Annotated in this window: 21 protein-coding genes; 7 read left to right on the top strand and 14 right to left on the bottom strand. The window is 64.4% G+C overall.

The window, feature by feature from the left end; translation table 11 throughout:
- Window positions 1–31 precede the first annotated feature (31 nt).
- A complete protein-coding gene (locus FHW96_RS11080; protein ID WP_172340635.1) occupies window positions 32–868 on the top strand; it encodes a transcriptional regulator in 837 nt (278 codons plus the stop codon).
- Here FHW96_RS11080 and FHW96_RS11075 read toward each other — a convergent pair.
- The 4 genes from FHW96_RS11075 to FHW96_RS11060 all read right to left on the bottom strand — a co-directional run bounded on the left by FHW96_RS11075 (window position 846) and on the right by FHW96_RS11060 (window position 5282).
- A complete protein-coding gene (locus FHW96_RS11075; protein WP_172340634.1) occupies window positions 846–2243 on the bottom strand; it encodes a hypothetical protein in 1398 nt (465 codons plus the stop codon). The genes FHW96_RS11080 and FHW96_RS11075 overlap by 23 nt on opposite strands.
- Window positions 2244–2326: 83 nt before the next feature.
- Window positions 2327–3028 (bottom strand): ABC transporter ATP-binding protein, encoded by a 702-nt coding sequence (locus FHW96_RS11070; RefSeq protein ID WP_172340633.1) that lies wholly within the window; start codon window positions 3026–3028, stop codon window positions 2327–2329.
- Window positions 3028–4278: an ABC transporter permease gene (locus FHW96_RS11065; protein ID WP_172340632.1), complete on the bottom strand. Its 1251-nt coding sequence runs from the start codon at window positions 4276–4278 to the stop codon at window positions 3028–3030. The genes FHW96_RS11070 and FHW96_RS11065 overlap by 1 nt, the downstream gene beginning before the upstream one ends.
- The gene (locus tag FHW96_RS11060) at window positions 4278–5282 is read right to left on the bottom strand and encodes an efflux RND transporter periplasmic adaptor subunit (RefSeq protein WP_172340631.1); all 1005 of its coding nucleotides are present in this window, start codon (window positions 5280–5282) and stop codon (window positions 4278–4280) included. The genes FHW96_RS11065 and FHW96_RS11060 overlap by 1 nt, the downstream gene beginning before the upstream one ends.
- A gap of 234 nt (window positions 5283–5516) precedes the next feature.
- Between FHW96_RS11060 and FHW96_RS11055 the strand changes: the two genes are divergently transcribed.
- The gene (locus FHW96_RS11055) at window positions 5517–6653 is read left to right on the top strand and encodes an FIST N-terminal domain-containing protein (RefSeq protein WP_371815696.1); all 1137 of its coding nucleotides are present in this window, start codon (window positions 5517–5519) and stop codon (window positions 6651–6653) included.
- 2 nt (window positions 6654–6655) lie between these two features.
- Window positions 6656–8878 (top strand): NahK/ErcS family hybrid sensor histidine kinase/response regulator, encoded by a 2223-nt coding sequence (locus tag FHW96_RS11050; protein WP_172340629.1) that lies wholly within the window; start codon window positions 6656–6658, stop codon window positions 8876–8878.
- 117 nt (window positions 8879–8995) lie between these two features.
- Here the strand turns inward: FHW96_RS11050 and FHW96_RS11045 are convergent, their stop codons facing one another.
- The 4 genes from FHW96_RS11045 to pedF all read right to left on the bottom strand — a co-directional run bounded on the left by FHW96_RS11045 (window position 8996) and on the right by pedF (window position 13002).
- Window positions 8996–9652 carry a response regulator transcription factor gene (locus FHW96_RS11045; RefSeq protein WP_253950881.1) on the bottom strand — a complete coding sequence of 219 codons (657 nt, stop codon included), beginning with the start codon at window positions 9650–9652 and terminating at the stop codon, window positions 8996–8998.
- A 77-nt stretch (window positions 9653–9729) separates the two neighbouring features.
- Entirely contained in the window at window positions 9730–11487 is a 1758-nt protein-coding gene (locus FHW96_RS11040; protein WP_172340627.1) for a methanol/ethanol family PQQ-dependent dehydrogenase, read from the bottom strand.
- A gap of 165 nt (window positions 11488–11652) precedes the next feature.
- Window positions 11653–12528 carry an ABC transporter substrate-binding protein gene (locus tag FHW96_RS11035; RefSeq protein ID WP_172340626.1) on the bottom strand — a complete coding sequence of 292 codons (876 nt, stop codon included), beginning with the start codon at window positions 12526–12528 and terminating at the stop codon, window positions 11653–11655.
- A gap of 63 nt (window positions 12529–12591) precedes the next feature.
- On the bottom strand, window positions 12592–13002 hold the full coding sequence (pedF, locus tag FHW96_RS11030) for a cytochrome c-550 PedF (protein ID WP_253950900.1): 411 nt from the start codon (window positions 13000–13002) through the stop codon (window positions 12592–12594).
- Window positions 13003–13199: 197 nt separating this feature from the next.
- On the opposite strand from pedF, the gene FHW96_RS11025 reads away from it, so the two are divergent.
- Complete coding sequence (locus FHW96_RS11025; RefSeq protein ID WP_172340624.1) at window positions 13200–14192, top strand: PQQ-dependent catabolism-associated beta-propeller protein; 993 nt, start codon at window positions 13200–13202, stop codon at window positions 14190–14192.
- A 148-nt stretch (window positions 14193–14340) separates the two neighbouring features.
- Complete coding sequence (locus FHW96_RS11020; protein ID WP_172340623.1) at window positions 14341–15735, top strand: porin; 1395 nt, start codon at window positions 14341–14343, stop codon at window positions 15733–15735.
- A gap of 176 nt (window positions 15736–15911) precedes the next feature.
- Here the strand turns inward: FHW96_RS11020 and FHW96_RS11015 are convergent, their stop codons facing one another.
- The 3 genes from FHW96_RS11015 to FHW96_RS11005 all read right to left on the bottom strand — a co-directional run bounded on the left by FHW96_RS11015 (window position 15912) and on the right by FHW96_RS11005 (window position 18836).
- On the bottom strand, window positions 15912–16295 hold the full coding sequence (locus tag FHW96_RS11015; RefSeq protein ID WP_253950880.1) for a cytochrome c family protein: 384 nt from the start codon (window positions 16293–16295) through the stop codon (window positions 15912–15914).
- A gap of 93 nt (window positions 16296–16388) precedes the next feature.
- Complete coding sequence (locus FHW96_RS11010; protein ID WP_172340622.1) at window positions 16389–17534, bottom strand: pyridoxal phosphate-dependent aminotransferase; 1146 nt, start codon at window positions 17532–17534, stop codon at window positions 16389–16391.
- Window positions 17535–17570: 36 nt separating this feature from the next.
- Window positions 17571–18836 carry an MFS transporter gene (locus FHW96_RS11005; RefSeq protein ID WP_172340807.1) on the bottom strand — a complete coding sequence of 422 codons (1266 nt, stop codon included), beginning with the start codon at window positions 18834–18836 and terminating at the stop codon, window positions 17571–17573.
- Between the two features lie 243 nt (window positions 18837–19079).
- Here FHW96_RS11005 and FHW96_RS11000 point away from each other — a divergent pair, with 243 nt between their 5' ends.
- Window positions 19080–20039 (top strand): bile acid:sodium symporter family protein, encoded by a 960-nt coding sequence (locus tag FHW96_RS11000; protein WP_172340621.1) that lies wholly within the window; start codon window positions 19080–19082, stop codon window positions 20037–20039.
- 35 nt (window positions 20040–20074) lie between these two features.
- Here the strand turns inward: FHW96_RS11000 and FHW96_RS10995 are convergent, their stop codons facing one another.
- On the bottom strand, window positions 20075–21028 hold the full coding sequence (locus FHW96_RS10995) for an SDR family oxidoreductase (protein WP_172340620.1): 954 nt from the start codon (window positions 21026–21028) through the stop codon (window positions 20075–20077).
- 26 nt (window positions 21029–21054) lie between these two features.
- Complete coding sequence (locus FHW96_RS10990) at window positions 21055–21933, bottom strand: 3-keto-5-aminohexanoate cleavage protein (RefSeq protein ID WP_172340619.1); 879 nt, start codon at window positions 21931–21933, stop codon at window positions 21055–21057.
- A gap of 174 nt (window positions 21934–22107) precedes the next feature.
- Between FHW96_RS10990 and FHW96_RS10985 the strand changes: the two genes are divergently transcribed.
- On the top strand, window positions 22108–22929 hold the full coding sequence (locus tag FHW96_RS10985; protein ID WP_172340618.1) for a helix-turn-helix transcriptional regulator: 822 nt from the start codon (window positions 22108–22110) through the stop codon (window positions 22927–22929).
- 33 nt (window positions 22930–22962) lie between these two features.
- Here FHW96_RS10985 and FHW96_RS10980 read toward each other — a convergent pair whose 3' ends face one another.
- On the bottom strand, window positions 22963–24390 hold the full coding sequence (locus tag FHW96_RS10980; protein WP_172340617.1) for an aldehyde dehydrogenase family protein: 1428 nt from the start codon (window positions 24388–24390) through the stop codon (window positions 22963–22965).
- Between the last annotated feature and the right edge of the window lie 9 nt (window positions 24391–24399).

Raw genomic sequence — 24399 nt, 5'->3', positions numbered from 1 at the left:
CCGGCCTGCAACTCCAAGGGAATCATGGCCGATGTCTTATTTGCCGCCGCGCGCTTTCGAAACTTTTGCCGCCAATTATCCCGAAGTGCCCCATGTGATGGAGCACAATCTTTGCGGCCATCCGTTGATGGAGCTGGAATCTCTGGCCGCGCTGATCGAGCGGCTGCCGACCAAAAATGTCGAATATGCCTATGCCAAGCAGCCCATCGGCATCACCGGCAAGCCCCCCGTGCCCTCCATCAGCGCCGCCGATGCGGTGCGCCAGATCGACAGCGCGGGCTGCTGGGTGGCGATCAAACATCTGGAGGAGGATGAGGCCTATCGCGCGCTGCTGCTTGACGTGATCGGCGAGCTGGAAGGCACGATCACCAGCAAGACCGGCAAGGTTTACCACCCGCAGGGCTTCGTTTTCGTCTCCTCGCCCAATGCGGTGACGCCTTACCACTTTGACCCGGAACACAATATCCTGATGCAGATCCGGGGCAGCAAGGTGATGACCCAGTTTCCCGCCGCCGAGGAAGCCTATAGCCCCGCGCGCGTGCATGAGGTCTATCACACCGGCGGCGGGCGCGAATTGAAATGGAGCGATGATCTTTTGCCCGGAGGCCGCGATTTCGCGCTGGCGCCCGGACAGGGCCTGATGGTGCCGGTCATGGCGCCGCATTTCGTGAAGAACGGGCCGGAGGTTTCCGTCTCGCTCTCGATCACATGGCGTTCGCAATGGTCCTATGACGAGGCCGCCGCCCATGCCTTTAACGGGGTGCTGCGTGGGATGGGGCTGAACCCGCGCCGCCCCGGTCGCTGGCCGGAGCAGAACAAGGCCAAGGCGCTGGGCTGGCGCGCGATCAGGAAGCTGGGGCTGAAATAGGCGAGGCGCCCCCGGCCCGGAACGCCGCGCGCGCCAGCGGCGCCAGCACATAGAGCGTGCCGCCCAGCATCAGCAGGCTATCGAGCAGCCCATTGGAATAGGACCCGGCCAGCGGCGACATCACCAGCACGGTGACGATCAGCAGCGGCAGGCGCGCATCGCCGGGGCGGGGAGGCCGGCGCTCGAAATCGGCCACGATCAGCGCGATCACCGCGACAAAAGCCACCATGTGGTAATAGGAATAGACCGGCACGAACATCGCGGGCAGCGCCGTCAGCAGGAACACCAGCGCGGGCATGGCGATCTGCCGCGCCCACGCGCCCCAGATCGCCAGCAACAGCGCTGCGCTGCCGCATAGTTCCAGCGCCTGGGCCACGCCGTCATTATAGCGCGGGCGCACATCCATCAGCATCAGCACGCCCTTGGCCCACAGGAACAGCGAGGCGTTCCATTCATCGCCCATGTCCGAAACGATATAGCGGAAATGATAGATCCGCAGGCCGTGCCGCACATTGTCGAGCGTATAGAGCGGATAGAGCGCATGGGCGATGGGGAAGGTGATTGCGGCCAGCGCCACGCTCATCGCGCCGGGAATGGCCATGCGCGAAAACCGCGTCCAGAGCGAGCCGGAGCCCAGCAGTTCGATCATCACCAGCAGCGCCGGTTCGGGCCGCAGATTGACCGAGAGCGCCAGCATCACCCAGCCCGCCCACCGATTGCGCCCCGACACCGCCGTGGCCAGCCAGCCCAGCGTCAGCAGCCCCGAATAACCCCCCGCCAGATTGCCGCGCGAGAGCATCCACAGCACCGGATAGCAGGCGAGCGAAGCAAACAGGATGAACCATCCGCAGGCCCGCGACACCCCGAAATGCGCCCGCGCCATCCGCGCCACGCCCCATCCGCCCAGCATATAGCCCCCCCAGAACACCGCCATCGCCACCAGCGGATTGGTCGCCGCGATCAGATGCGCGCAGGAGAGGTAAAGCAGGCTGGCAAAGGGCGGCAGGTGCAGGTTGGTGACATTGGCCTGCGTGTCGGGCACCGACAGGTTATGCGCCGAAAGGTCATAGGGATTGTCCAGCAGATAGAGCCGGAAGAGATAGGGCCAGTGGTCGAGATAGGCCTTGCTGGCCAGCGTTTCGGTGAAAATGTGGCTGTAAGACAGCGCGACCTTGATGAAATCGGCATAGCGATCATTGGCCGGGAAAAACATCGAGGAATTGTCGCCGCTGAAGGCCGCCCAGATATCATCGCCCAGCGCGCGGGCCGCCATGACCCCGGCCATCACCAGCAACAGACGACCGGGCCGGTACAGCCCGCGGGCAAGGATTGCATTTTCCATCCGGCCATAAAGGTGGCGCAGCCAGCGCAACATGGGGCATCTCCTGAAGCAAGCCTGGGGGCAGGGCTTTTCAGGGCGGTAGGCCGGGCGGTTTGCCCGGATATTTCTTCAATATTTCACGAAGGAGGGTTTTGTTCCCTGACCTCGATCACGCGCCCGTCCAGCATGGAGACGCGAATATCGGCCAGATCGGCAATCCCCATGTCATGCGTCACGCAGACCACCGCGCGCCCTTGTTCATGGGCCAGCGCGCGAAACATGTCGACCACGCGGGCCGAATTGACGCTGTCGAGATTGCCTGTCGGTTCATCGCCCAGTACAAGGCGCGGATTGTTGGCCAGAGCGCGGGCGATGGCCACGCGCTGGCGTTCCCCGCCCGACAGCTTTTCGGGCAATTTCCACCCTTTTTCGGCAAGGCCCACATCGGCCAGCAGGCTGGTCGCCCGCGCCTCAACCTCACGCGCGGACAGGCGGCCAAGGCGGCGCAGCGGCAGCATGACATTTTCAAGCGCGGTAAATTCGGGCAGCAGGAAATGGAACTGAAATACGAAACCGAAATGTTCGAGCCGGATCGCCGCGCGTTCATCGCCCGACATCTGCGCCAGATCGCGCCCGTCAAACAGCAACTCGCCCCCCGTGGGCCGGTCGATCAGGCCGAGGAGATAGAGCAGCGAGGATTTGCCGCAGCCCGATGGCCCGACAATCGCGGTAAACCGCCCCGGCATCACCGCCAGATCCGCGTCCGCCACCAGCACGGGCGGCGGATCGCCGGGCAATTCCCGCCGCAGATGGCGGGCAACCAGAACCGGATCGACCATCAGACCGCCCCTCGCAGAATATCGACCGGATCGACCCGCGAGGCCTTGCGCGCGGGCAGCCATGCCGCCAGTACGCCCGCCGCCAGCGAGGCCGCCGCCGCAATCGCATATTGGCGCGGCGAACGGTCGAGCGGCATATGCTGGATCTCGCCCCCGATGGAAAATTCAAGGCTGCCCAGAATGGTCATCAGGCCAAAGCCCAGCGCCCAGCCCAGCACAATGCCGATTATCGCCAGCGCCATGCCCTCCAGCACAAAGACCAGTTGCAGATCGCCCTGCGAAAAGCCCATCGAGCGTAGGATGGCGATGTCGCGCCGCTTGTCGGCCACGCTGTTCGACACGGCGGTATAGATGCCGAAAGAGGCCACCAGCAGGATGGCCGAAACCACCGTGTACATGATGACATTGCGCGTCAGCAGCAAGGACAGGAAATCGGCGCTGCGCTCCTGCCAGCTTTGCGCCTTGTAACGATAGCGCGCCTCCAGCCCCGCGGCCACGCTCTGGGCGGCATAGGGATCGCTCAGCTTCACCCCGATCCGGTTGATGATGAAGGGCCGCCCCAGCAGGCTCTGCGCCTCGCGCAGCAGCATATAGCCTGAGGAGGAGCCAAGCTGGCTGTTGCCCTTTTTGACCAGCGCGACGATGCGCAGGGATCGCGTGGTGCCGTTGGCGGCGGTGGCGGGCACGATATCGCCCATGCCGCGCCCCAGCCTTTGCGCCAGTTCCTCGCCGATGATCACGCCGCCCTGCACCCGCTCCAGATCGTCCAGATGCCCCGCGCGCAGCTTGTCGCTGATCGAGCTGACCTTGGCCTCCAGCCCTGGTTCGATGCCGACAATGGCCAGCGGCTCGTCCCGCCCGCCCAGCCGCAGCGTCACCGCCCCCGAAAGGCTGGGCGAACCGATCGCGCCGGGGATGGCATTGACGCTGGCCAGAATGCGCTGCCAGTCTTTCAGGCCGCGCACCTCGTTGCGGATGCGATAGCCATGCAGCTCGACCGCGCCGCCCGGATAGGCCGCGATGCCCGGCTGGGGCGGGGGGCTGCGCAACTCGTCGGAGATGATGATATGGGGCGCGACATCGATCAGCTGCCGCACGAAATCATTCTGGCTGCCCACCATCAGCGCGGAAACGGCGAGGAAAAACCCAACCCCCACCGCCACCCCGCTGGTGGCCACCAGCGTTTGCCGCCGCCGCACGATCAGATGGCGCGAGGCGATATGGACCAGCAGGGAAAAACGCGCGAACATCAGCGCTGCGCCGGACGCAGACGCTGGCCCGGTTGCAGATCGGCGGGCGGGTTCAGGATCACGGTTTCGCCCACGCGCAATCCGTGGGCAATCTCCACCTTGTCGGTGCCGTTCGCGCCCTTGTCGATGGTGCGCGGCGTGGCCCTGCCCTGCGCCACCACCCAGACTTGGGTGCCATCACTCGTCAGCGCCGTGGCCGGCACCAGCACTGCCGCCTTGCGCTCGCTGGTGATGATATTGACCTCCAGCGTCAACCCCATCGGCAGGGCGCCCGCCCCATCGGGCATCAGCCGGACGCGGAACGCGCGCACCGTGGGATCGCCGCCGGGCGTCACCTCGGAGACATGCGCCGGGATCGCGCCGGGCAGTGCATCGGAGGACATCAGCGCCTTTTGCCCCGCCCTCACGCGGGTGATGTCGCGCTCGTCCACCGTGGCGGTGATGCGGATGCGCGATGGATCGCCCAGTTGAAACAGCACCTTGGTGGGCGTTGCCAGATCGCCGGGATAGACATCGCGCTTGGTCACGATGCCATCGGAATTAGCGCGCACCACCAGTTGGTCTAGCCGGGCGCGCGCGGTTGCGCTGGCCGCGCGGGCGGCGTCGGCTGTGGTGGTGGCATTGTCGCGCGCGGCCGCCGTCACCCATCCATCGCGGAACAGCGCCAGATTGCGCCGTTCGACCACCTCGGCGCTGCGCTGCTGGGCGCGGGCCTGATCGAGCAATCCGTGCTGTTCATCATCGGAAAGCAGCACCAGCGCCTGCCCGCGTTTCACACGGTCGCCTTCCTCCACCAGCACCTTTGCCACAGGCGCCGTAATGCGCGAGGAGACTGAAACCGGCTGCTGCGCCTCGACATAGCCGGTGGCATAGACCTGCTCGGAGGCCGTGCCCGGTTGTGCCTGCGCCACCTGCACGACAACAGGCCGGTCGCGCCATGCCCACACGCCCGCACCTGCCGCCAGCACAAGCCCCAAGCCTATGACGTAACGCGCCTTTACCACCCGTTTTGCCTCCTGTCGGCCTTGTGCGGGGCCTTTTGCGCATCAGGGGTGCCTGCGTCTTTGCCAAGTGTCAATTTCGCGGGCCATCCGGCATCGGAATCTTCCGTCTATTATCCTTAAGTCCTATGTCGAGCGCATCGCGCCCCCTTGGCCCTGAGGGGGAGTCCGGCTAAGGTGGGTTAACCGAGAATGCCGGCAACAGGCATCCGGTGGTTGGAGAGGGTAATGGCGCACATGGCGCGTTCGGCTTTGGCTGTGGTATCATCTCATGCAAGCGATCCGGTGACCGCCGTGGACGAGGTGGTGCGCGCGATCGGCGGGATGGCGCTGGCGGGGGCGCTGCTGTTCTGCTCGCATCGCTATGACCGGGACGAACTGGCGCGCGAACTCACGCGGCGGCTGGGCGATTTCCCGTTGATCGGCTGCACCAGCGCGGGCGAATTGACCCAGCGCGGCTATGATGAGGACAGCCTCGTCTTTATCGGTTTTCCCGCCGACGGCTTTGCCATGAGCGTGCTGCATTTCGACGATCTGGATGATTTCGATGTGGCCGAGGGGCGGCGCGCGGTGCGCGAACTGGCCGCGCAGGCGGCGGCCTCGGCGCGGCGGCTGGGCGAACAATTGCACCATGCCGCGATCTTTCTGGTCGACGGGCTTTCCCACCGCGAGGAACTGGTGACCATGACGGTTCAGGACGCGCTGGGCGAGACGGTGATGGTGGGCGGATCGTCGGGCGATGGCATGGTGTTTCGCGAGACGGGCGTGCTGGTCGATGGGCGGTTTGTGAAGGATGCCGCGGTGGTGGCGATGCTGTCCAGCACGCGGCCCTTGCACGCTTTTTGCTCGCACCACTATCGCCCGCGTGAGGAGCGGATGGTCGTGACCTCGGCGGACGCTCAGGCGCGGGTGGTGTTCGAGATCAACGCCCGCCCCGCCGCGCAGGAATATGCGCGGATCGCAGGGCTGCTGGGCGGAGAAATTGACGCGGCTTTCTTTGCCGCCAATCCGCCCATGGTGCGTGCAGGCGGCGAATATCACATCCGGGCGGTGCAAAGCGCCAATCCCGACGGCAGCCTGACTTTCTATTGCGCCATCGACAATGGCATCGTGCTGCGCGTGGGCGAGCGGGTGGACCGGCTGGCCCATCTCGAACGCCTGTTTTCCGAGGTGGAGACCCGCGTGGGCGAGATCGACCATGTGATCGGCTTTGATTGTGTGTTGAACCGGGTGGATGCCGACAATCGCCAGATCACGCGCGAGGTTTCCCAGCTCTATGCCGCGCGCCATGTCGTGGGCTTCAACACCTATGGCGAGCAATTCCGCGCCGCGCATAATAACCAGACGCTGAGCGGTCTGGCGATCGGCGCGTGAGGATGGCCGAGGCGGACCTGTCCGACGCCGGTGTGTTGGTGGAGCGCATCCGCCAGCTTGAAAAGATCAACGAGGCGCTGATCGACCGGGTGGAGCGGTCGAGCGATGTTCAGGGCGGCGCTTTCTCGATGTTCGAGGCGGCCATCGCGCTGGAAGGCATGGTGCGCGACCGCACGGCGGCGCTGGAAAATGCGCTCTTCAGCCTGAACGAGGCCAATGCCGACATGGCCGAGGCCCACCGCGATGCCGATGCGGCGCGGGTGCGGCTGCGCGACGCGATCGAATCCTTGCCCGATGGCTTTGCGCTGTTTGATGCCGATGACCGGCTGCTGCTGCATAATGAGGCCTATCTAGGCTTCTGGCCTGCGCTGCGCGGGCGCGATCTTTCCTCGGTGACGTTTGGCGAGATTGCGGAAATGGCGGCGCAAAGCGGGCTGCCGGTGGGCTCGCTGGTCTCGCGTGAGCGCTGGCTGGCCGACCGGCTTTCGCAGCATGCCAAGGCGGACCGGGTGCATGTTCAGGCGCTGGCCGATGGGCGCTGGGTTCAGATCAACGAACTGAAGACCTCGGAGGGCGGGCGCGTCGGCATCTATACCGATGTGACCGAGGTGAAGGCCGAGGATGCGCGCGAACGCGCCCGCGAACTGGCCGAGCGCAATCTCGTGCTTCAGGCCACGCTCGATACTTTGTCCGAGGGCGTGTGCCACTATGGGCTGGATCGCCGCCTGTTGGTGCGCAATCAGGGCATGGTGCGGCTGCTGGGGCTGGACGCGCGGGGCAGCAAGCGTCTGGAAACCCATGCGGGCCTGCTCTCCTATTGCCGCGACCGGCTGGGGATGGACAGCACATCGGTGCTGGAATGGCGCGAGACGGGCGAGCAGATGGAGGGGCCCTGCGTGCTGGGCGGGCGGCATTTCATCATCCGCTCAACACCCCTGACGCCCGGCGGCGGCATGGCCTTCAGCTTTGACGACATCACCGAGCGGGTGCAGGATCGCGACGCGCTGCGCGAGGCGGCGGAGATGCTGGAGCGCCGCGTGACCGAACGCACTACCGCGCTTCAGGCCGAGATTGCCGAGCGGCGCGAGGTCGAGGGACAATTGCGCGCGGCCAAGACGGCGGCCGAACACGCCAATCGCGACAAGACGCGCTTTCTGGCGGCGGCCAGCCATGATCTGCTGCAACCTTTGAACGCGGCGCGGCTTTTTGTCTCGGCGCTGGCCGAACGGCGGCTTGCCGCGCCCAGCCGGGCCTTGGTGCGCCAGACCGGGGTGGCGCTCGATTCGGTCGAGGATCTGCTGGAGGCTCTGTTCGAGATCTCGCGGCTGGACGCCGGTGCGATCACGCCGGTGTGGAGCGCGATTGAGCTGGAATCGATGCTGGCCGCGCTGCGCATCGAATTTGCCGCCGTGGCGCGGGCCGAGGGGCTTTCGCTTGACATTCCGGTCACCGATATCTGGGTGCGTTCGGACATTCGCCTGCTGCGCCGCATTTTGCAGAATTTCCTCTCCAACGCGATCCGATACACCGCGCAGGGCTGTGTCAGCATCACCATTGCGGCGCAGGAGGGCGGCGCGCGCATCGCCGTGCGCGACACCGGCCCCGGCATCGCGCCCGAGCATCAGGAAGCGATCTTCGAGGAGTTCCGCCGTCTGGAATCGACCCAGCGCATTCCCGGCAAGGGGCTGGGGCTGGCCATTGTGCGCCGCGCCAGCACGATGCTGGGCCACCGTCTCGATGTGGAATCGACGCCGGGGCAGGGCAGCGCCTTTTCCGTGCTGGTCCCTCTGGCCGAGGCGCGCAGCGACAAGAGCGGCGATGCCTCACGCCCCGCGCTGCCCGGCGCCAGCGGCACGCAGAGCCTGCTGGTGATCGACAATGATCCGGCGATTTTGGCGGGCATGGCGGCTTTGCTGCGCAATTGGGGGCATAAGGTAGCCACCGCCGCCGGGCCGCAGGATGAGGAGGCCGGCAAGGCCATTGCGCAGGGCGTCGATCTGATCATCGCCGATTATCACCTCGACGGCGCGCTGCGCGGGGATGAGGCTATTGCGATGGTGCGCAAGGCGGCGGGGCGCGAGATTCCCGCTCTGGTCATCACCGCCGACCGCAGCGACGAGGTGAAAGCCGCGCTGGCGCAGGCGCGGGTGCCGATGCTGAACAAGCCGGTCAAGCCTGCGCAATTGCGGGCGCTGATGCGCAATATGTTGGGGAACGGGGCGTAATTGGCCCTAAACTCAAGTTTTGGTGTTCGGCACCGGCCCTCTCTCCCGGCCCCGCTGCCCTACGGGCATACTCTATGGGTGGCGGAGCCGGGGGAGAGGGCCGGTGCCCCCTAGCGCTTAACCCGGAAAATTGACCCGATTGGCCAGAATGACCGCCTGCGTCCGGCTGAACACATTCAGCTTTTGCAGGATGGCCGAGACATGCGCCTTCACCGTCGTCATCGAAACGTCCAGCTCATAGGCGATCTGCTTGTTCAATCGGCCCGAGACGAGCAGGCCCAGCACCACCTTCTGCTGCGGCGTCAGCGTGGCGATCTTTTGGCGGATCGCGGTTTCTTCGCCGCTGCTGGCTTCCTCGGCAAAGTCGAAATCGGGGACATAGATCTCGCCCGCCAGCACCTGGCGCAGGGCTTCGACGATCTGGTCGCGCTTCAGGCTCTTGGGGATGAAGCCGGCCGCACCTGCGGAAAGCGCCTCGCGCACCGCCGACCCATCGAGCGTGCCCGACACCATCACCACCGGCACGGCGGGATGTTCCTCGCGCAGCCCTTGCAGGGCGGAAAAACGCTTGGCATCGGGAATGTTGAGATCGAGCAGCACCAGATCGACATCGGCATGGCTCGCCAGTGCCTCGCGCGCCTCGGCGTAATTGGCCGCCTCCAGAATGCTGCACTGGGCAAAGCATCCTTCAAGGAGGGTCCGCATGCCATCGCGCACCAGCGCGTGGTCATCAACGATCAGGATGCTGTCGGGCGTTGCCATACTAATCAGCATATCTCTCTGATGGTACATCGGCGTCAATTCCAAAGATGAGCGGCGCGGGAATTTTACCCCCCGCGCCGCACCTCTCATCAGCCCTTGGGCAGCTTGAACACCCAGAGCGAACCGCCCTGGCTGATTTCCTTGAAGGTCTTGGCAACCTCGCCGCCCCACAGCGGCACAGCGCCGCCCCAGCCCGACATCACGGCCACATATTGCTCGCCATCCTGTTCCCAGGTGATGGGCGAACCGACCACGCCCGAACCGGTGTTGAACTTCCACAGTTCCTCCCCCGTCTTGGCGTTAAAGGCCTTGAGGTAACCTTCAGGCGTGCCGGTGAACACCAGATTGCCCGCCGTGGTCAGAACGCCGCCCCACAGCGGAGCCTTGTTCTTGTATTCCCACACGATCTTGCCGGTCTTGGGGTCCATCGCGCGCAGCGCGCCGATGTGGTCCTCGGCAATCGGCTTGATGGTGAAGCCCGCGCCCAGATAGGCCGAGCCCTTCTTATAGGCGATGGGTTCGTTCCAGATGTCCATGCCCCAGTCGTTGGAGGGCACATAGAACAGGCCGGTGTCCTTGGAATAGGCCATAGGCATCCAGTTCTTGCCGCCAAGGAAGGACGGCGAGGAGAAGACCACCTTGCCCTTTTCGGTGCCGCTGGGCGCGCCGGGGCGGCCATCTTCGGTATAGTTGGGGCGACCGGTCTTCAGATTGATGCCATTGGCCCATGTGGTCTGCATCACGAATTTGCTGGCATTGACCAGCTTGCCGTTGGTGCGGTCGAGCACATAGAAATAGCCGTTGCGGTCGGCCTTGGCGCCCAGCTTCATCGCCTTGCCGTTGATCGTGGCGTCAAACGGGATGAATTCGTTCACACCGTCAAAGTCCCAGCCGTCATGGGGCGTGGTCTGATAGTGCCACTTGATCACGCCCGTGTCGGGGTCAATCGCCAGCGTCGAGGAGGTGTAGAGATTGTCGCCGGGGCGCAGATGGCTGTTCCACGGGCCGGGGTTGCCGGTGCCGAAGAAGATCAGGTTGGTGTCGGGGTCATAGGTGCCGCCCAGCCAGGTGGCGCCGCCGCCGGTCTTGTACATGTCGCCGGGCCATGTGGCGTTGAGCTTGCCGGTCATGCCGTTGGGCTGACCCTTGAGCGTGCCCATATTGCCTTCGATGGTCGGGCGGCTCCAGATCAGCTCGCCCGTATCAACATTGCGGGCCTGCACTTCGCCGATAATGCCGAATTCACCGCCCGAATTGCCGGTGATGACCATGTCTTTCACGATCAGCGGCGCGGCGGTGGCCGAATAGCCCGCCTGATAATCGGAGGTGGTCTTGTTCCAGATCACCTTGCCGGTGTTGCGGTTGAGCGCGATCAGGTGAGCGTCGAGCGTGGCGAAGATGATCTTGTCGCCATGGATCGCCGCGCCGCGGTTGACCACGTCGCAGCAGGGCATGATGCCGTCGGGCAGGCGAGCAGAATATTCCCACTTCTTTTCGCCGGTGCGCGCATCAAACGCGAAAACGCGCGAGTACGAACCTGTTACATAGATCGTGCCGTCATAGACCAGCGGCTGGGCTTCCTGCCCGCGCTGCTTTTCGCCGCCCAGCGAGGCGGCAAAGGCGGGGACCATGTTCTTCACGTTGTCGACATTGACCTTGGCCAGCGTGCTGAAGCGCTGCGCCTGCGGGCCCATGCCATAGGTCAGCACGTCGCCGGGCGTGGCCGCGTCGTTCAGCAGATCCTGGCTGGTGGGGCCGGCGGCCAGCAAAGGCCCGCCGGCGATAAGACCGGCGGCCATGCCCAATGCTGCAAAGGACGCGACATAGCGCGAAATTCTGCCCTTCATCTCGACTCTCCTGTTGTCGTTCGCAATTGTTTTTGAAACGGTCGGTTTTCGGGTCTGTGCTGTCGCGCGCGTCCTAACGCGCTTCTCCCCCGTGGTGTTCAGCCTATCGGCCCCCTGCTGCGCAGCAATTGGACCTTAGGCCAAGCTCAGACTTGTCCCATATGTTCAGGCCGAAATTGCCGGGCGCCATTCGACGCCATAAGCGCCGAAAATCGCCTTCATCTGGCCATCGGCGCTCATTTTCCCGATGATCCCCTCGACCGCATCGCCCAGCGAGCGGCTGTTTTCCTTGACCGCCATGCCAATGTCCCATCCCGGCGACATCATCGCCTCCAATGCGCGCTTGCGCGGTTTGATGGCGGGGTTTTTCATGTCGAAGATCGCGGCCTCGACCTCGGCCCTGGTGGCCACGGCCACATCGGCCTGACCTGTGCCCAGCGCCAGCACTGCGTCATGGCCGGTGTTGAAATGCGTCACGCTGGAGCGCAGCGTGCCGCCAAAGCTGGATAGGAGATAAATGTCGGGAATGGTGGCAACAGCCGCGGCCATGCGCCGCCCGCGATATTGCGGCGCCGGCACGTCGCAATCATTCTGCTCCGGCCCGCAGGCGGCGGCAAAGCTCTCGCGGTAATAGGGGGCCAGAATCGCGCATTGGTCGTTTTCGACCATCAATTGCCGGTCAAACGGCACATGCATCATGATGTCGGCGGGTTTGAAGCCCAGCAGGCCCCCACGCCACACCGCATTGCGCAGGTCTGTGGCCATATCATCGCCTGCGGTAAACTCCTCAATATCGAGCTTTACCCCAAGCGTCTTGGCAATCGCCCCGGCCAGATCGACATCGATCCCGCGCAGGTTGGTGCTGTTGTCCGGCTCGGCCCAGGACCACGGGCGGTTGTGCTTATACACCGCCACCCGCAGCGTGCCCAATTCGCGCACCTTGGCCAGAGGCGCCGCCGAAAGCGGCAAGGGGGCGGCCAGAGCGGCAAGCCCTCCCGCCAGAAACGCCCTGCGCCCAATGCCGGTTGCCTGCTTGCCCATGTGCCGCCTTCTTCCCGTTTTTATCTTTTAATATCAGTCGCCAGTAAATCAGTCGCCAACAGATCAGTCATCCGTGTGGCGTGTTTCCAGCCACGCGCGGATCGCCCAACCGGCCTTCTGGCCCAACGCTTCGCCAAAGGGGGGCATGTAAACTTTGCCATCGCGGCTCGACCCATGCTGGAAACGCTGAACGAACCATTCGTCGCCCGAATCGCCTAGTTCAAGGTAGCGCAGATCCGGCGCGATCCCGCCCGAAATCGCATCCAGACCATGGCAGCGCGCGCAGTTCTGGCCAAAGGCCGACTTGCCGATTTCGGCGGCCTTGGCATTGCCGCGATAGGGGTTATGCGTCACCCATGCGTCGCCAATATCGGGCAATGCGCTGGTATCAACCGGCTGGGGCGTAACGTCGCCATGGGCGGCAAGGCGCGTGCCGACGCTGGCGGCGGCCAGCAGCGTGGCGGCGGCAAGCATCGTCTGGGCGCGCGTGACGCGCTTGAAAAATCCGGACATGATCAGATCTTCCTCTCTTCTTTCTCACCACAAGGCGGTGCCGATGTGCCGGGCCCGCGTCTTTTGTTTCCGTGATGCGAGTTTATGATCCCTGCGGTCATGTCTATATTGGACCTTGGTGCTATTCATGGGCTGATACGGGGGGATATGCTGCCATCATGACAAAGCGAACTGCGCAGAAACACGCGATTCCCGCCCTGCTTATTGCCATTTTGGGTAATACGCTGATCCCCACCCCGGCATCGGCGCAAACGGCCTATGTTTCGAACGAGCGCGGCAATTCGGTCAGCGTGATCGATTTGGCCACGGGCAAGGCGGTGGCCACATGGAAAGTGGGCCAGCGCCCGCGCGGCATCGCCCTGACGCGCGATGGCGCCCAATTGCTGGTGGCCAGCGGGCTGGACAATGCGGTCGAGCTGCGTGACCGGGCCAGCGGAGCCTTGGTGGCCCATCTGCCATCGGGTCAGGACCCGGAGCAATTCTACCCCTCGCGCGATGGAAAACTGTTGTTTGTGAGCAATGAGGACGATGCGGCCATGACCGCGATCGACCTTTCCTCGCGCGCCGTGGCGTGGCAGGTGCCGGTGGGCAAGGAGCCCGAGGGCATCACCCAGAGCCCCGATGGCAGGGTGATTGTCGTCACCAGCGAGGATGGCAAGCTGATCTCGTGGATTGATGCGGCCACCCACCAGGTGATCGACACGACCGAGACGGCGGCGCGCCCGCGCCATGTCGAATTTACTGCCGATGGGCGCGCATTGTGGATCGCGGCGGAAATGGGCGGCGTGGTCCAGATTGCCGACCCGGCCACCCGCGCGATCACCGCGACCATCGCTTTTGCCCCACCCGGCGTCCAACCGATTCGCGTGATGCCCTGCGGCATCCGTTTCACCCCCGATGGGCGCAAGGCGATTGTCGCGCTGGGCAGGGCCAATCATATCGCCATCGTCGATGTCGCCAGCCATGCGGTCGAGGCCTATATCAAGGTTGGCCAGCGGCCATGGCATCTGGCGATCACGCCCGATGGCGGCCGTGCCATCGTGGCCAATGGCATCAGCGACGATGTCAGCGTGGTGGATCTTAACACCCGCACCGTGACCGCCACCATTCCGGCGGGCGCGGGGCCTTGGGGCGTGGCGATTGCACCCTGATTTTCGTAAAGCTGATCGGGTCTGATACCTAGGAACAAGCTCGTTCTCCCAAAGTACCAGACCCGAAAGTCCAATTTCAAGAAGGGCCTTTCGAGCCTCATTCTCCCATCACCACAGCAGATAAAGTGGATCGACAAGGGAGAGTATCATGCTCTGGAAAGTTCTGCTCGGCACCGCGAGTGCCGTGGCCATGATGGGTGTTTCGGCCCCGGCCTATGCCGGCAATTCGCAGGCCTTGCTCAAGCGTCTGCATGACAAGGGCATCCTCTCGGACGCGGAATATAACGAGTTGCTCAAGGATGAGGCCGAAGCGCCTGCTCCTGCGGCGCCAGCTCCGGTGATGGGGGCTCCGGTGGTGGCGGGGGACACCGCCAAATTCGTGCGCGCCACCGACAGCGGGATCGGCCTTCAGGTCGGCCCGGCCACGATCAAGTTTTCCGGCTCGATCAATGGCTTCTACGTCTATGACGGCGCGGCCAAGCCCGGCGCGAACACCGCTGTTACCGGCGGCATCGCCAGCGTGGGCGGCAACACCAGCGCGGTGCGCAACGGCCTGCTCCCCGGCTTCCTGAAGGTGGACGCCACCACCACCCAGAACGGATGGGATGTGGGCGCGCATTTCGGCATGTATCCGGGCATCAACAGCGCGGCATGGGGCGCGCTGGGCGCCAACAATGGCGGTCAGCCGACCGCTCTGGCGACGGCCGGCATCGACTTTCGCGAAACCTATCTGACCATTGGCCGCAAGGGTTTTGGTGAATTGAAGATCGGCCGCGCCATCGGTCTGTATGGTTCCGAAGCGATCCTCAATGACATCACGCTGCTCTCCTCCGGCCCGACCGGCGGCAATGCGGCGCCTGCCAACACGACGCTGGGCCGCATCGGCTCGGGCTATATCTACACCGATTTCCAGCCCCAGATGACCTATACCACGCCCAGCATGAGCGGGTTCCAGGCATCGGTGGGCGTGTTCCAGCCGCTCAACTCGCTGACGGCGGGCGCGCAGAACAATTCCAGCCCCGGTTTCCAGGGCAAGGTGACCTATGACGGCGCCTTCGATGCGGTCAAGCTCCACCTGTGGGCCTCGGGCATCACGCAGGAGCACAAGTTCGTGGCGGGCGGCAGCTATACCGGGCAGGGCCTGGATGTGGGCGCGCGCACGACCTATGGCCCGCTGACGCTGGTGGGCACCTATTACACGGCCAAGGGGCTGGGCACGACGGTGCTGAACCTGTTCGACACCGACGCTGCGGGCAAGTCGCGCAGCAGCGAAGGCTATTACGTGCAGGCCGCGCTGACGCAGGGCAAGTTCACCATCGCGGGCAGCTATGGCGCCAGCTATCTCAACCATACCGACGCTGCCGACCGCGCCGCCAACCCGACGCTGGTGCGCGTAAACAGCAGCGCCGTGGGCCAGCTTCGCTATGGGTTGAACAGCTGGGTGACGTTGATCGGCGAATATATCAACTCGAACGCCAAGGCGCACAATGGCAATTCGGCCACCAGCGATGCGGTGGCGCTGGGCGGTATTCTGTTCTTCTAAGCCAAAATCTTCTAAGGAAGCATCACTCCCAAGGAAGATGGGCGCGCGAGGGAAGGCTCGCGCGCCCTTTTTTGTGCGCGGCATTTGGGCTTGAAAAGGGGAGGGCAAACAAAAAGGGCGGGAAGGCCCAACCCCTCCCGCCCTCTTGCGACCCTTTCGGGCTTATGCGGTGCCGCTTACTTCAGCGTTTTGAGCCAGGCGATCAGCTCGGCGCGCTTGGCCGCGTCCTTGATGCCGGGGAAGGCCATGGCGGTGCCGGGCACCATCTGCATGGGGCCTGAGATCCACTTGTCCAGATTGGCGTCATCCCACTTCAGGTTCGCCTTCTTCAGCGCCTCGGTGTAGTTGTGCTTGCCGGTGGCGGCCTTCTTGCCATAGACGCCGAAGAGATCCGGGCCGACCTTGTCCGCGCCGCCCTTTTCCGCATTGTGGCATACCGCGCAGCGCGAGGTGAAGGTGGCGGGCGTGGGCGCCGGCGCGGCATAGGCGGTGGTGGCCGAAAGCGTGGCAGACAGCGCGATACCGCCCAGCGCTGCAATCAGAGAAATGGACTTCATCATGGCATCCTCATTCTTGGGGGGATGCCAAGCCATGCCACGATGAGGCGGCGCGGGTGAATTGCACTTTGGGCCGGAATCGGGGGCGTGCGGGCCTTAACCCTGCCGCGCGAACCCCTGCCGCGCGAACCAGGGAATCATGCGCTCAATCGCCTCGGTCACCAGCGGCGTGGAGACGGCAAAGCTGAAACGCATGAAGCGGTGGCCGTCGACCGGATCGAAATCCACCCCCGGCGCGCAGGCGACCCCGGTTTCCTGCAAAAGGCGGGTGCAGAATTCCATCGAATCATTGGTCAGGTGGCCAATATCGGCCCAGATGTAAAAGGCCCCATCAGGCGGCGCGATCCGGGCAAGGCCCAACGCGGGAAGCGCCGCCAGCATCGCCTCGCGGTTGGCGGCATAGGTGGCGATATGGCCTTGCAACTCCTCGTCGCAATCAAAGGCGATCAGGCCCGCATGTTGCGCCAAAACCGGAGGCGTCAGCATCAGATTGCTCATCCGCGCATAGGCGGCATCAACCAGATCATCGGGCGCCACCAACCAGCCCAGACGCCAGCCCGGCATCGAGAAATATTTCGAGAAGCTGTTGACCACCAGCGCATCGGGCGCATGGACCAGCGCCGAGACGCAAGGCCCGGTATAGGACAGGCCGTGATAGATCTCGTCAGAGATGATGCGGATGCCGCGCCGCGCACAGACCGCTGCGATGGCGGCCAGTTCTTGCGGATCGATGATCGTGCCGGTGGGGTTGGCGGGGCTGGCGATGATGACGCCGTCGGGGGCGGGGTGGATGGCCTCCAGGGCCGCCGCCGTGATCTGATAACGCTCCGCCGCGCCGCAGGGGATTTCGATCGGTTCCATATGCAGCGCGCGCAAAGTGTTGCGATAGGCGACATAGCCGGGGCGGGCGCAGACGATCCGCGCGCCCGGCGCAAAGGCGCTGGACAGGGCAAGCAGCAGGGCGGGCGACGCGCCGCAGGTCAGGATCACCTGTTCGGGGCGGATGGTGACGCCTTGCGTGTCGGCGTAATGCCGGGCGATGCGCTCTTTCAAAGGCGCGCTTTCCCAGTACCCCTGCGCCTCGGTGTCCAGCACCTGATGCGCCTTGGCCAGCGCGGCGGCAGGCGCGCTGGTCGATGGCTGGCCATATTCCATATGGATCACGCTGCGGCCCTCTGCCGCCAGCTTGTGGGCCAGTTGGCCGATGGCCATTGCGCGGAACGGTTCGATAGGGGCGGTCATAAGGCCGCCCCTAGCAGGATCGATCAGGGTTGAAAATCAGTGGGCGGCATTTTCGCGATGCGGCATGACCAGCAAGGCCGCCGCCGCCACCAGCGAGCCGCCCGACATGGCCAGCGCCACCACCGGCAGCCCCAGCTTGGCCTCGAACAGATAGCCCGCGACAATCGGCCCCGTGGCCGCGCCCAGGCGCCCGACGCCGATGACAAAGCCCGTGCCCGTGCCGCGCAGCGGGGTGGGAAAGCTCTGGGCGATCAGCGCATAGAAGCCCACGATCACGCTGTTGGTGCAGAAAGACACGGCCGCCGCAGCCAGCGAGAGGCGCGAGAGATCGGCAGGCGAATGGCCAAACAGCGCCACCAGCACCGTCGAGGCCACCATCATCACCATCAGCGTCGGACGCAGCGGCAGCCGCAGCGCCGAGAGCGAGAACAGAATAGCCCCGATCAAACCGCCGACATTGGCCCAGACCAGCACGCCGCCCGCCGCCGAGGCCGGAAAGCCCATATCGACGACAATCTTGGGCACCCATTTCAGCACGAAGTAGAAGGTCAGGATGTGGGCGAAATAGGAGAGCAGCAGCAGCAGGCTGACGCTGCGCAATTCCGGCCCGAACAGATCGGCCACGCGCGCCTTGGGTGCAGTGTCCACCGGGGGCAGGGCATCGACCGGTGCATGGCCAAAGGCGCGCAGCGAGCGGTTAAGCTTTTCCAGCGCGCCCGCCGAACGGCGGTGCAGGATGGCGTTGATGGGTTCGGGCATCAGCAGCGGCACCAGCGGCAGCAGGATCAGCGCCAGCGCCGCGCCCAGATAAAACACATCGCGCCAATTGCCCGTCACCAGCATCTTGCTGGCAATCGTGCCGCCCACCACCGCGCCCAGCGGATAGCCTGCCGCCATCAGCGCGACGCCTGCGCTGCGCCAGCGGGTATTGGCATATTCGGCGGCCACCGCATTGGTCGCGGCCAGCATTCCGCCGATGCCCAGCCCGGTGAACAGGCGGATCACCGCCAGCGAGGTGACATCCCAGGCCATGGGTGCGGCGATCATGCCCGATGCCATGATGACCAGACAGATGACCATCGTCGGGATGCGCCCCAGCCGGTCGGTCAACCGCCCCAGCAGGATCGATCCGGCCGCCATGCCAAAGATTTCCATCGAGAGGACATAGCCCAGCACCTTGCGCTCGACATGCCATTCGGCCGCGATGCCGGGCGAGGCAAAGCTGATCGAGAGCACATCGAACCCGTCAAGGGCATTGAGCAGCGCGCACAGGGCAATGCCCACGATCTGGCGCCAGCCCATCGGGCTGTCGGCCAGCACCCGGCGCGGATCAACAGGGTTTAGGGGCGCAGATGCCAAAGTCTTTCTCCATCCTCTCGATACCGCCTTTATTAACGCGGGTTAGACTGTTGATGCCCGTTGTCGGGCGATCCCGCAAGGGAATCGTCGCGCTTAATTGGTTATGCTTCATAGCGATATGACAGCGCGATCCTGTACGCAAGCCGCCATCTTGCTCTGGGCCGCGGCAATCTTTAGGCAGGGGGGATGCTCGACCGTCTCAAATCAGCTTTCGACCCCTATATTCTGGCGCTGCTCTCCACGGTGGCCTTTGCCTCGGTGCTGCCCGCGCGGGGGATGGGGGCGAACCTGTTCGACCATGCCGCCGATGCGGCCATCGTGCTGCTGTTCTTTCTGCATGGCGCGAAACTCTCGCGTGAGGCGATTGTGGCGGGTGCGGGCCATTGGCGGCTGCATCTGGCCACGATGGGCACGACCTTCGCGCTCTTCCCTTTGCTGGGCCTCGGGCTGGCGGCTTTGCCGGGGCTGCCCGCGCTGGTGGCCTCGGGGATGCTGTTCCTGACGCTGCTGCCCTCGACAGTGCAAAGCTCGATTGCCTTTACCTCGATTGCGCGGGGCAATGTGGCCGCCGCAGTCTGTTCGGCTTCCTTCTCCAATCTGGCGGGCATTTTCATCACGCCGCTGCTGGCCAGCCTGCTGATGGGCGGTTCGGGGGCCAGCATGTCGTGGAGTTCGATTGAAAAGATCGTGCTGCAACTGCTGCTGCCCTTTGCGCTGGGCCATGGGCTGCGCCCGGTGATCGGCAAATTTGTGAGCAAGCACAAGGCGATGATCGGCTATGTCGATCGCGGCTCGATCCTGCTGGTGGTTTATACCGCCTTTTCCGCCGCCGTGGTCGAGGGGCTGTGGACCCATCTGCCGCTGTGGGAACTGGGGCTGATCGCCGGCTTGAGCGCCGTGCTGCTGGCGGTCGTGCTGGCCGCCACATGGGGGCTGGGCGCGATGCTGGGCTTTGAGCGGGCGGACCGCATCGTGCTGCTGTTCTGCGGCTCGAAGAAATCGCTGGCCAGCGGGGTGCCGATTGCGGGCGTGCTGTTCCCGGCGGCGCAGGTGGGTGTGGTGATCCTGCCGCTGATGCTGTTTCACCAGATTCAGTTGATGGCCTGCGCGGTGATCGCGCGGGGGCTGGCGCAGGACGAAAAATAAAGCCCCCCGCCGCGCGGGCAGGGGGCTTTGGTTGATTACGCTTCGGCAGGCTGCTTGGCGCAGCGCGCGCTCTGTTCCGCAAAAATCGGATTGTCGAGCAGGAAGAAGATCTCCTTGGCGCGGGCCTCGTTGATCTCTTCATCCGGCACGCTGGCCATGATCGAATCGAAGCGGCGCTGCATGCCGGGGCCGAATTCCGGGTGGGTCAGGATATAGAGATCGTTGCGGCGAATGCCCGACAGCACGCGCTCGCCCACTTCGTCCTGACTCATCCACAGCGGCGAGACGGGGCGGGCTTCCAGCTCTTCCTCGCGCTTCAGATAGCCGGTGTCCTGCTTCTTGTCCTCGGGGCGCAATTCGCCGGAATGGGCGATGTTTGACTGTACCGGGCCGGGGCAGAAGGCCGAAATACCGATGTTGAGCGCCGCCAATTCGCCGCGCGCCGCCTCGGTGATGCCGATGATCGCCGCCTTGGCCGCCGAATAGATCGCCGAATAGGAGATCGGCAGCAGTCCGCTTTGCGAGGAGGTGGTGACGACCTGCCCGCCTTCGCCATGGGCTTTAATGCGCGGCAGGATGGTGACCAGCCCGTTGATGACCCCGCCAAGGTTCACCCCCATGCCCCAGTCCCAATCGTCATAGCGCGCATCCATGATCGGCCCCATCACGCCGATCCCGGCATTGCCGACAAGGATGTGGATCTTGCCAAAGCGCGCCTCGGCCTTGTCAGCGGCGGCGGCAAACGCGGCGCGGTCTGTCACGTCCAGTTGCACGGTTTCAACCTGATCGTCGGCGTTCAGCGCGGCCTTGGCCTCGGCCAGCGCGCTTTCGCGGATGTCGGCGATCACCACATTGGCGCCGGCACGAACCAGCGCGCTGGCGATGCCAAAGCCGATGCCATTGGCGCCGCCGGTGATAAAGGCGGTACGTCCGCGAACATCGGCCATCGGCGCGGCGTTCTGGGCGGGCGCGGGGGGAGTGTAAGCCATGATCCTCTCCTTTATATTCGTGTGGTTTAGTTCTTCAGACCAAGCATTTTGCGCGCTTCGCCCGGCGTTGCCAGATCTGCGCCCAGATGGTCGATCAGCTCGACCGCCCAATTGACCATATCGGCATTGCCCGCTGCCTGCTTGCCCTTGCGCAGATAGGTGCTGTCCTCAAACCCGGTGCGCACATGCCCGCCCAGCAGCACCGATTGCGCAGCCATGGGGAAGGAATGGCGCTGAATGCCAAAGCCGGTGAAGGTGGCGCCGCGCGGCAATTGGTTCTTGGAATATTGCATCGCCTCGGGCGTGGCGGGCAGGCCATATTTGGTGCCCAGCACAAAGGTGTAGGGCGAATGGGCGGGCAGCGCGCCTTCGGCAATCAGATCCTCGGCATAGACGAAATCGCCCGCTTCGAAGCATTCGATCTCAGGCAAGACGCCCGCGTCCTGAATCATATGGCCCAGCCGCGTGACCATGGGCTTGAGATTGATCGCCGCCCCGCCCCACAGGTTCATCGTGCAGATGTCGAGCGTGCACATGTCAGGCTTGAGGTCGAGAATATGCTCCAGCCGCTTTTCGGCGGTGAACATCAGCGTGCCGGGGCCGGGCAGGCTGGGGTCTTCCTCGCTCTGCATCCATGTGCAGCCCGGACCGGTGGTGACGTTGAGGATCACCTCGGTATTCTTGGCGCGGATCAGGCCGACCACCTCGCGGTAATCCTCCAGTTCCGTGCTGGGATGGCCGGTTTCGCGATCCCGCACATGAAGGTGGATGATTGAGGCCCCGGCGGCGGCGGCATCCAGCGCTTCCTGCGCCACATGCTCGGGTCGGAAAGGGAAATTGGGATGCTTGGGCAGCGGCCATGGCGAGCCGGTGACGGCGCAGGTGATAAAGACCTTATCGGCCATTGAATGTCCTCTCCATTGGGGGAAAATGTTCTGATTGATACGCTATGCCCGTCTGACAGGTGTTGAACAGGCCTTTGTCTGTGCCATTATTGAGAGTAACAGGCAGAACAGACTTTCGTGGTTTCCCATATAGTGTAAGGGGCGCGGAAGGAAATACGGGCAAGAGGCAAGGATATGGCGCAAAGAGAGGAACTTACCCGCTTTCTGAAGGCCGCGCGCGGGCGGCTGGCCCCCACCGATGTGGGCCTGCCCGCGGGCGAGCGCCGCCGCACGCGCGGGCTGCGCCGCGAGGAAGTGGCCACGCTCGCGGGGATGAGCGTGACATGGTACACATGGTTCGAGCAGGGCCGCGAGGTTCAGCTTTCCGCCGCGATGATCGAGCGTCTGGGCAAGGCCTTGCGCCTTGAGCCGCAGGAGCGTGAATTTCTCTTCGCGCTGGCCCAGCATCGCCCGCCGCCGCTGACCGGCAAGGCCGACGAGGCCGTGCGCCCATCCACCCAGCAATTGATGGACAGCCTCTCGATCCCCGCGCTGGTGATCGTCGAGGATTGGACCGTGGTGGGCTGGAACGCGCTGGTGACCCAGCTTTTCCGCGATTATGCGCCTTTGCCGCGCGAAGAGCGCAACCTGTTCCGCATCCTGATGCTCAACGAACGCTATCGGATCGATCCGGAGCGCTATCGCGAAATGGCGCGGCGTCTGGTCGCGCGCTTCAAGTGGGATTACAGCCGCACCGCCCAGCCGCAGGTGTTCGAGACGCTGATTGCGGAATTGAACGAAGCCTCCGACCTGTTCCGCGAATATTGGGAGGCCGCCGAAATCCGCAGCCATTTTGAGGATGTGAACAGCGCCACCCTGCCCGACGTGGGTGAAATCGCTTTTCACCACACGTCCTATGCGATCGAGGAAGTGCCGGGCCAGCGCCTGATCCTGTTCGCCCCCGCCGATGATGCCAGCGCGGCCAAATTACGCCGTCTGGCCGCTGAGATGGCGTGAAAACGGGGTGCGGCGGACCGCACCCCCGTTCGATCAGGCCGGAAGCGCGCCGATCACCGACTTGACCTCCAGATATTCCTCAAGCCCATATTTGCCGAATTCGCGGCCATTGCCCGATTGCTTATACCCGCCAAAGGGCATGTCCATGGCAAGGCCCCCGGCGTTGACATAGACCGAGCCGGCGCGGATCTTGCCTACGATGGTTTTGGCCACGGCGGGATCGCCCGCGATATAGGCGCCAAGGCCATAGGGCGTGTCATTGGCGATGGCGACGGCCTCATCCAGATCCTTATACGGCAGGATGACCAGCACGGGGCCAAAGATTTCCTCACGCGCAATCGCCATATCATTGGTGACATTGGCAAACACGGTGGGACGCACGAAATAGCCCTTGTCCACGCCCTCGGGCAGGCCGAGGCCGCCGGTGACCAGCGTGGCGCCTTCTTCGATACCCTTGGCGATCAGCGCCTCGATCTTGTCAAACTGCGCCTTGTTGACCACCGGGCCGATATGCCCGCCTTCGGCCAGCGGATCGCCGACCGGCTTGGCGGCAAAGATTTCGCCCGCCAGTTTCGCCGCCTCGTCATGCTGGCTGACATGCACCAACAGGCGCGTGGGCGCCACGCAGCTTTGCCCCGAATTGAGCAGCACGCCGCCGCAGCCACCGGGCAGCGCCTTGTCGAGCGGCGTGCCGGGCAGGACGATGTTGGGCGATTTGCCGCCCAGTTCCTGCGTCACGCGCTTGACCGTATCGGCGGCGGCCTTGGCCACCATGATCCCGGCGCGGGTCGATCCGGTAAAGCTGACCATGTCGATGTCGGGGTGCGCCGCAATCGCCGCGCCCACGCCCGGCCCGTCGCCCTGCACCAGATTGAACACGCCCGCCGGAACGCCTGCCGCCGCCAAAACCTCGGCAAACACGGCGGCGCAGGTGGGGGCTTCTTCGGACGGCTTCAAAACAATCGTGCAGCCCGCCGCCAGCGCCGGGGCGACCTTGGCGACGATCTGGTTCATCGGCCAGTTCCACGGGGTGATCAGGCCCACCACGCCGATCGGCTCGCGCACGACCTTGTTGTCGCCGATCTTTTCCTCAAACTCATATGCCTGCAAAGCCGCCAGCGCATTGGCCAGATGGCCCAGACCCGACCCCGCCTGCGCGGTGGAGGAGGTGCTGATCGGGCAGCCCATTTCGGTGCTGATCGCCTCGGCAATGTCGCCGATGCGGGCCTTATAGGCCTCGATGATCGCGCCAAGCAGGGCGATGCGCTCTTCCTTGGTGGTCTGGCTGAAGCTGGCAAAGGCGCGGCGCGCGGCGGCCACGGCGGCGTCCACATCGGCGGCTGTGCCCAGCGTGATCTGGCTGGCCGCGCCCTCGGTGGCGGGGTTGATGACCGTGTGGGCGGTACCGCCGATGCTGTCGACCCACTGGCCGTCGATGAAATTCTGCGGATAGTTCTTCATGAGATATGT

Source organism: Novosphingobium sp. SG751A (genome assembly GCF_013149295.1).
Taxonomy (GTDB): Bacteria; Pseudomonadota; Alphaproteobacteria; order Sphingomonadales; family Sphingomonadaceae; genus Novosphingobium.
Note: the sequence above shows the minus strand (reverse complement) of the source record. Positions and strands in the feature narration are given on the sequence as shown.